Source organism: Candidatus Palauibacter scopulicola (assembly GCF_947581915.1).
GTDB classification, from domain to species: Bacteria; Gemmatimonadota; Gemmatimonadetes; order Palauibacterales; family Palauibacteraceae; genus Palauibacter; species Palauibacter scopulicola.
Genome location: NZ_CANPWG010000044.1, coordinates 1 through 8427, shown reverse-complemented (window position 1 = coordinate 8427; position 8427 = coordinate 1). Strand labels below are relative to the sequence as shown.

The window sequence follows — 8427 nt, the reverse complement described above, 5'->3', positions numbered from 1 at the left end:
GCCTGCCTGCCTGCCTGCCTGCCTGCCTGCCTGCCTGCCTGCCTGCCTGCTCAATGTAACCGGGTCCGCAAGCGCCTGGCCGGCCTGATTATCGTTTCGCATGCGACGGTTAATACGTCCACAACCCGTTGCGGCACAACTACTTAAATTGGGTGGCTACCCCCCAATTTTGGGGGGTTAGGTAGAGGTGCGACCCCTCCGGGCGCGAGGCGTTTTCGGGGGGAGAACCGCCGTTGCGACTGGCGCCCGTGCCGGGAGCGGCGCACAATGGACCCGGTTCTGAACGGAGGACGGATGAATCACGGAGCGTCCCGACAGAGCGCGTTGGCGGCAGCCGGTCTGGCGATCGGCGCCGCGGCCATCGTCGCCGCCCGCGCGGCGCCCGCGGTCCCGGGCATGCCGGCGAGCCCGCTCCCCGCGAGCGCCGCTCCGGTCCAGGCGGCGGCCGGGGACGACGACGCGGGCTATCCGATCGAGCACGAGATCATCATCCGCCGCTGCCAGCGCTGCCACGAGCGCGACGACGAGGGGCGGATGACGCGGATCTCCTACGAACGGAAGACGCCGGAGGGGTGGCAGACGTCGGTCCGCCGCATGGTGGCGCTCAACGACGTCTCCCTCGGCCCGGACGAAGCGCGCGAGGTCGTGCGCTACCTCTCCAACCGCCAGGGCCTCGCCCCGGAGGAACTCGAACCCGGCCGCTTCGAGGTCGAGCGCCGCCTCATCGAGCACGTCTACGAGGCGGACCGCGACGTCGAGAACACGTGCATCCAGTGCCACAGCATGGGCCGCGTCATCACCCAGCGGCGCACGCGCGAGGAGTGGGAACTCCTCATGGCGACGCACCGCGGCCTCTACCCGCTCGTCGACTTCCAGGGCTTCCAGCGCGGGGGCGACGGACCCCAGCCGGTGGACGAGGCGATCGACCACCTCTCCGAGGCCTTCCCCCTCGAGACGCCCGAATGGTCCGCGTGGTCGGCCTCGATGCGCGCGCCGCGCCTCGCCGGCACGTGGGCGCTGGCGGGGTTCGAGCCCGGGAAGGGCCGCATCTTCGGCACGGTGGAGATCACCGCCGGCGACGCGCCCGACGAGTTCCGCTCCCAGGCTTCGTACACGTACGCGGAGTCGGGCGAGCGGGTGAGCCGCGGCGGACAGTCCATCGTCTACACCGGCTACCAGTGGCGGGGCCGGTCGAACCCCGGCGGCGCGGACGAGTTGCGCGAGGTGATGACGGTGGACCGCGGCTGGCAGCGGATGACGGGCCGCTGGTTCTCGGGCGCCTACGACGAGTTCGGCCCCGACGTGACGCTCACGCGCGCGGGCGGCGGCCCGGTCGTGTCGGGCGTGCATCCCCCTGCGGTCCGCGCCGGATCGTCGTCCGCGGAAGTCCGGGTGCACGGCGTCGGCCTGCCGGCGAATCCCGACCCGGCGGAGTTCGATTTCGGGCCGGGGGTCCGGGTCGAGTCGGCGGCGGGCGGCGACGGGAGCCGGGTCACGCTCCGCGTCTCGGTCGACGAGGGCGCGGCGGTGGGCGGGCGCGACCTGTTCGTGGGCGGCGTGAGCTTGGCGGACGCGATCCAGGTGCACGACGGCGTGGACCGCCTCGAGGTGACGCCGCGCGCGGGCATGGCCCGGATCGGCGGCGGCGCCTTCCCGAAGGGGTACCAGGCCTACGACGCGATCGGGTGGGACGACGGCCCGGACGGCGAGCCGAACACGGAGGACGACCTGCGGCTCGGGCGCGTGCCGGTGACGTGGAGCATGGAGGAATACACGGCGACCTTCGACGACGACGACATCCGTTACGTCGGCGCGCTGGGGCCGGACGGGATCTTCACCCCCGCCATCGACGGCCCGAACGCCGACCGCGCGGGCAACCGGAACAACGTCGGCGACGTGTGGGTCGTCGCGACCCACGAGGGCGGCCTCCGCGCCCGCGCCCACCTCATCGTCACGGTGCCGCTGTATCTCAAGTTCGATCCGTGGCAGGGCGTTCCGGCAGGGAGGCTGGTGCCATGATCAAACCCGTCGGCCAAGTGGCGCTGCGCGAGTTCCACGCCTTCGAGGCGGCGGGCGAGCGGTTCCTCTATCTCGTCCCCTCGGCGGGCATCTTCCGGATCGACGCGGCGTCCTCGGCGATCCTCGACCTGCTCAGCTACGGGCCGCGCGCGCCGGGCGAGGTCGTGAACTCGCTCTCGGACCGCTACTCCGCCGAGCGCGTACACGACGGGTTGCTGGAACTGCGGCAGATCCGCGCCATCGGGGAGGCGGGGGCGCCGGTCGAACAGGTCGCGAACGACCTGCCGCCCGACGGTTTCCCGCTCACGACGATGGTCCTCAACGTCACGAACAAGTGCAACCTGGCGTGCACGTACTGCTACGAGTACGGCGAGGACAAGATCGTCGACACGACCTGCACGGACGACCCGAAGTTCATGGGGGACGAGACCGCGCGGGAGAGCGTGGAGTTCCTGCTCAAGGAGTCGGGCCCCATCGAGGTCGCGCACCTCACTTTCTTCGGGGGCGAGACGCTGCTCAACTTCCCCGTCCTCCAGGACACGGTGGCCTACGCCCGCCGCCGCGCCGAGGAGGAGGGGAAGCGGCTCGAGTTCAGCCTCACGACGAACGCGACACTTCTCCGCCCGGACATCATCGAGTGGCTGGCGGACAACGAGATCGGCGTCACCGTCTCCATCGACGGCCCGAAGGAGATGCAGGACCGCATGCGGGTCTTCCACAGCGGCAAGGGCTCCTACGAGACCGTCAAGCCCCGGATCAAGGAACTCCTCAAGCGGCACAAGACCCGGCCGATCGGGGCGCGCGTCACGCTCACGCGCGAGAACCTCGACATCCACCGCATCTACCAGCACCTGACGGAGGAGATGGGGTTCTGGGAGGTGGGCTTCGCCCCGGTCACGACGTCCTCCGGCCGCGACTACGAGATCGAGGACGAGGGCTACGACCGCATGCTGCGCCAGTTCGGGGAACTGGCGCGCGACTGGCTGGAGCAGGCGGTGGAGAACCGGCACCACGGATTCTCGAACGTGAAGGACACGCTGGAGGAGATCCACAAGGGCGTGAGCAAGGCGTACCCGTGCGGGGCCGGGCTCGGGCTCATGGGGGTGACGACGGGGGGGGACGTGTCGCTCTGCCACCGCTTCGCCTACTCGAACGACCACAGCTTCGGGACCGTCGCCGAGGGGATCGACCGAGAGCGGCAGAAGGATTTCCTCGAGGATCACCACATCAAGAACAAGACGGACTGCCATACGTGCTGGGCGCGGCCGATCTGCTCGGGCGGCTGCTACCACGAAGCGCACACGCGCACCGGCGAGACGACCGCGCCCAACCTGCACTTCTGCACGTGGGTGCGGACGTGGACGCACACGTGCCTGGAGATCTACGGGGAGCTGTCGGAACGGAACCCGGAGTACCTGGCCCGCTTCGACCATTAACGGGGGGAGCCGTGAAACACCTGAAACCGATCAACCAGAAGGCCGGGCGCATCGAGGCGCAGGCGGTCCGCGAGAAGATGGACGCGGAGATGGACGTCGTGGGGCTCGAGAGCCGGCCGGAGGGGCCGCACATTCCGCTGGGCTGCTCGCTCGTGTTCGCGCCGGGCTGGGAGGTGGACTCGACCGGCGGCACCGCGGGGCTCTGCCAGCCGGTGGAGCGGGACCTGTTCGACTGCCACCTCGCCTGCTTCTGGCCGGCGCACGTGCCCGACCAGCTCAACCACTCGCCGGACTGGACGTCGCAGTGCGCGTCCGCCCAGAAGGACTGGCGGAAGCTGGACCTCGTCTTCCCGTGATCGGCCTGCCGTTGGTCCGCCTGCGGGGCATCGCCGCCGTCGTCGCGTTCGCCGGCGCCCTGACCGGCGCTCCGGCGCTGGAGGCGCAGGAGAACGGCCGCAACGCCCACTGGTACATGGGCAACTACAGCAACGAGGTCATCGTCTGGGACGAGGCCACCGAGGAGGTCGTGGACCGCATCCCGGTCAAGCGTCCGATCTCCCTCCGTCTCGACGTCTCCGAGGACCGGTCGCGCCTCTACGTGATGGACCCGTTCTTCGAGACGATCGAGATCATCGCGCTCCCCTCCAAGGAGTCGGTCGGGGAGTTCACGCTGAGCGAGGGCGCGACGCGGACGTGGATCCGCTCCTACGAGGTCCACCCGAGCCAGGAGTGGATGGCGATGTTCGTGCAGAGCCGCACGAAGCTCGCGGACCGGTACAAGATCGACGAGCCCACCATCCTGCGCTTCGACCTCACGACGTACGAGGTGACGGACACGATCCCGTGGCCGGACGACGAGTCGCGCCGCTCCGCCAACTTCCGCTTCTCTCCGGACGGCGATCTCCTCTACATGTTCACGGACGATCTCATCGCGGTCGACTCGGAGACGTACGAGGAGGTGGACCGCTGGGAGATCTCGGAGCCGCTGGAGCCGGGACTGGGCGAGATGCGGCTTCCCTTCGGCCGGAGTCCCTACCAGGAGGAGGACGGCATCTACACGGGGCTCTTCCGCATGACGGACCCGCTCCAGAACCGCCGTCTCATGGGGATCGCGACGGTGGACCTGGCGGGGCAGGACGTGGAGTTCCACCCCATCGGCCCGGCTGAGGGGGTGTCGTTCGTGCTCTCGCCGGACGGGACGAAGGGGTACGGGCTCAAGTCCGAGATCGGGCACTACGAGATGTGGAAGTTCGATCTCGAAGGCCGGCGGGTGGCGGGGCGCGTCACCTTCGCGGGGCGGCCGCGGATGGCGCTGATGCCGAGCGCCGACGGCACGAAGCTCTACGTCTACAACGCCGGCAGCACGATCGACATCTACGACGAGGAGACGTTCGAGTTCCTGCGCACGGTCACGCTGGACGCGGACATGACGAGCGTCGTCGTGGTGCCCGATCCGGGCTGATTCCCGGGTGATCCCGTGAGGTCCGCGTGATCCGGGACCCGCACCTTCGCCGAGCCCTCGCCTACGTCCGACCGTACGCGGGGGCTTTGCTTCCCGTGGTCCTCCTCTCCACGGCCGGCACCGCGCTCGGGCTCGCCCTCCCCTACCTGTCGAAGGCGATGATCGACGACGCGATCCTGGGCGGGGACTTCCCTCTCCTGCTGAGGATCGTCGGCCTCTTCATCGGGATCACCCTCCTCGGCTTCGGGGCGAACGTGGCGAGCGGGATGCGCTACACGCGGGTGTCGGCCGGCATCCTGTTCGACATGCGGCTGGCGCTCTACCGCCACCTGCAGAGGCTCTCGCCGCGGTTCTACGCGCGGACGCCGTTCGGGGACATCGTCTCGCGCATCAACAGCGACATCGGCGAGATCCAGCGGGTGACGGCGGACGCGGCGCTGGGGCTGTTCGGGAACGTGCTCTTCCTGATCGGGACGGTGGGAATGCTCGTCTACCTCGACGCGCGGCTGTTCCTGGCGGGGCTCGTGGCGCTGCCGCCGAGCCTGTGGGCGCTGGTGCGATACCGCCGCCGGCTGGAGGGACGGGTGAGACACCTGCGGGAGCGGAGCGCGGACATCGGGAGCTTCCTGATCGAGACGCTGCAGGGGGTGCGGACGGTGGTGGCGTCGAACGCGCAGGAGCGGGAGGCGGCGCGCTTCGGGCGCCACAACGACCGGTTCGTGGGGGCGCTGCTGTCGATGCGCCGGTACACGTACCTGGCGGGGGGGCTGCCGGGGGTGCTGCTGCAGACGGGGACGGCGGCGGTCTTCCTGTACGGGGGCTACCGGGTCATCACGGAGGCGACGACGCTGGGGACGTTCGTCGCGTTCATGGCGTACCAGATGCGGCTCCTCTTTCCGGTGCAGGCGCTGATGGGGCTGTACGCGAACCTCGCGAGCGCGCGGGCGTCGCTGGTGCGGGTCCATGAACTGTTCGACACGCCGCTGGACGTGGTGGAGGCGGAGGGGGCGGAGCGGCTGGGGCGGGCCGCGGGGGCTGTGACTCTGGAGGACGTGCGGCTGGGCTTCGGGCGGGGCGGCGAGGTGCTGGAGGGGGTGTCGCTGGAGGTGCCGGCCGGGCAGGTGGTGGCGCTCGTGGGGGCGAGCGGGAGCGGGAAGTCGACGATCGCGGACCTGCTCTCGCGCCAACTCGACCCGGACGGAGGGCGGGTGCTGCTGGACGGGCGGGACCTGCGGGGGCTCGCGCTGGCCGACGTGCGGCGGAACGTGGCCGTGGTGGAGCAGGACCCGTTCATCTTCCACGCCTCGATCGCGGAGAACGTGCGCTACGCGAAGCCGGACGCGACGGACCTGGAGGTGGGTGGCGCGCTGGCGGCGGCGGCGCTCGACGGGCTGCTGGCGTCGCTGCCGGAGGGGGCCGGGACGGTGGTCGGGGAGCGGGGGCGGCAGCTCTCCGCCGGGGAGCGGCAGCGGGTGGCGGTGGCGCGGGCCTTCCTGGCGGACCCGGCGGTGCTCGTGTTCGACGAGGCGACGGGGGCGCTGGACCCAGCCTCGGAGGCGCGGGTGCTGGAGGGCTACGCGGCGCTCATGCGGGGGCGGACCACGGTGCTCATCACGCACCGCCCCGAACTGGCGCGGCGGGCGGAGCGCGTTGTGGAGCTCCGCGATGGCCGGGTGGCCGGGTGAGGGAGCCGCTGCGGAGCCGGACGGGGCGCGGGGTCTCGATCGCGGTCATCGACAGCGGGGTGCACCCAGGGCACCCGCACCTGGGACTGCTGGCGGGCGGGATCGCGCTGGCGCCCGACGGGCGGGCCCACGACGACCTGACGGACCGGCTGGGCCACGGGACCGCCGTCACCGCGGCCATCCAGGAGAAGGCGCCGGGCGCGCGGGTCCACGTCGCGCGCGTCTTCCACGACGAGCTGGCCACGAGCGCCCGGACGCTGGCGAAGGCCATCGACTGGGCCGCGGAGCGCGGCTGCCGGCTGGCCAATCTGAGCCTCGGAACCCCCCGCCAGAGCCGCATCGAGGTGCTGCAGCCCGCCGTCGAACGCGCCGCGCGGGCCGGAACGCTCGTCATCGCCGCCTTCTCGCACGAGGGACAGCGTCAGCTCCCGGGCAGCCTCCCCGGCGCCCTCGGCGTGTGCCTCGACTGGGACCTGCCCCGGCACAGCGTCCGCGTCGGCCGCCGCGACGGGTGCCGGGTCCTGTACGCGTCCGGCTACCCGCGCCCCATCCCCGGCGTCCCCCCCACCCACAACCTCAACGGCATCAGCTTCGCCGTCGCCAACGCGACGGGCATCATCGCCCTCGCCCTCGACCTCTTCCCCCAAGCCCGCGGCCGCCCCGGCGCCCTCGCCGCCCTGGAGGCCCTGGAGGCGCTGGAGTCGCTGGAGTCGCTGGAGTCCCCGGCGTCGGTCCATTCTCGTGAAAAATGAACAGCCGATGCTCAGATTTCAGGATTTTCGAGGCTGAGCAACCCTCTAACCGGCCCTCCGGCGTTCCCGCCGGAACGTCCCGCGCGTCGAGATCCGTCGAAATCGGTCAAGATGGGGCGAGATCGACTGAAGGACCGCGTTGAGACGGCGTTGAGACATGGCCCGAATATTTACCGAAGATCGGGGTATGAAACCGGAGTTGTGAGCGAATCGTGAGCGGTGCCGCTCCGCGTGCCCCTGAACCCTGAGATTCGGATGAAAACGCCATGCATGTGACGCCCGACACGCCCGACACGCCGAACGCCCCGAACGCTGACGGGTCGCACCCTGCCGCCTTGGCCGGCGACCCGGTCGGCGACGCGATCGCCGAACTCTGCGCCCATCTCGACGCCGGCCTGTACCGGCTCCTGACCCTGCTGCGCACCTACGACGAGGAGGAACTCTGGAGCGGGTGGCGCTCCTGCGCCCACTGGCTGAACTGGCGCACCGGCATCTCCCTCGGCGCGGCCCGCGAGCGGCTGCGGGCGGCCCGCTGCCTCGCCGACCTGCCCCTGACCTCCGCCCAGATGGAGAAGGGGCGGCTCTCCTGGTCCAAGGTCCGGGCGATGACGCGCGTGGCCACGGCCGAGAACGAGGCACGGCTGGTCGAGTTCGCCCTCCACCACACGGCGAGCCAGGTGGAGCGTCTCGTGCGTGCGTGGAGGAGCGCGGAGACGGCCTACGCGGAGCTGGACGGGCCGTCGGAGCTGGCGGCGCGCCGGCACCTGACGATTCGGATGACGGACGACGGCATGTACGAGGTCCGGGGACTGCTCCTGCCCGAAGTGGGCGCCCTGCTCGTGGAGGCGCTCGATGCGGCCGCCGACGAGATCTACCGCCAGGAGCGAGCCATGGAGCGGGAGGCGGAGGCGGCTACGGAGCGCGAGGCGGCGCGCGAGGCGGACGCCGCCATCGGGGAGCCGGACCCGCCGACGTCCGCGCCGACGCCCGCACCCGGGCCCGCACCTGCGCCCGGACTCCGGCTGAGTCAGGGGGAGCAGCGGCACGACGCGCTCGGGGCGTGGCTCGAGGAT

7 protein-coding genes are annotated in these 8427 nt (G+C 71.0%); all 7 read left to right on the top strand.

The window, feature by feature from the left end; all coding sequences use genetic code 11:
* The first annotated feature begins 294 nt into the window (after positions 1–294).
* The gene (gene peaA / locus RN743_RS08380) at positions 295–2019 is read left to right on the top strand and encodes a quinohemoprotein amine dehydrogenase subunit alpha (RefSeq protein ID WP_310778812.1); all 1725 of its coding nucleotides are present in this window, start codon (positions 295–297) and stop codon (positions 2017–2019) included.
* Entirely contained in the window at positions 2016–3455 is a 1440-nt protein-coding gene (gene peaB, locus RN743_RS08375; RefSeq protein ID WP_310778809.1) for a quinohemoprotein amine dehydrogenase maturation protein, read from the top strand. Before peaA ends, peaB begins: the two co-directional genes overlap by 4 nt.
* An 11-nt stretch (positions 3456–3466) precedes the next feature.
* Positions 3467–3811, top strand: a complete 345-nt coding sequence (gene qhpC, locus RN743_RS08370; protein ID WP_310778806.1) for a quinohemoprotein amine dehydrogenase subunit gamma — start codon at positions 3467–3469, stop codon at positions 3809–3811.
* A complete protein-coding gene (locus RN743_RS08365; protein ID WP_310778803.1) occupies positions 3808–4917 on the top strand; it encodes a hypothetical protein in 1110 nt (369 codons plus the stop codon). The genes qhpC and RN743_RS08365 overlap by 4 nt, the downstream gene beginning before the upstream one ends.
* Before the next feature lie 26 nt (positions 4918–4943).
* Positions 4944–6602 carry an ABC transporter ATP-binding protein gene (locus RN743_RS08360; protein ID WP_310778800.1) on the top strand — a complete coding sequence of 553 codons (1659 nt, stop codon included), beginning with the start codon at positions 4944–4946 and terminating at the stop codon, positions 6600–6602.
* Positions 6599–7354, top strand: coding sequence for a S8 family serine peptidase (locus RN743_RS08355; RefSeq protein ID WP_310778797.1), 756 nt, complete (start codon positions 6599–6601; stop codon positions 7352–7354). Before RN743_RS08360 ends, RN743_RS08355 begins: the two co-directional genes overlap by 4 nt.
* Positions 7355–7620: 266 nt before the next feature.
* A partial coding sequence (locus tag RN743_RS08350) for a DUF222 domain-containing protein (RefSeq protein WP_310778794.1) occupies positions 7621–8427 on the top strand: 807 nt, incomplete at its 3' end.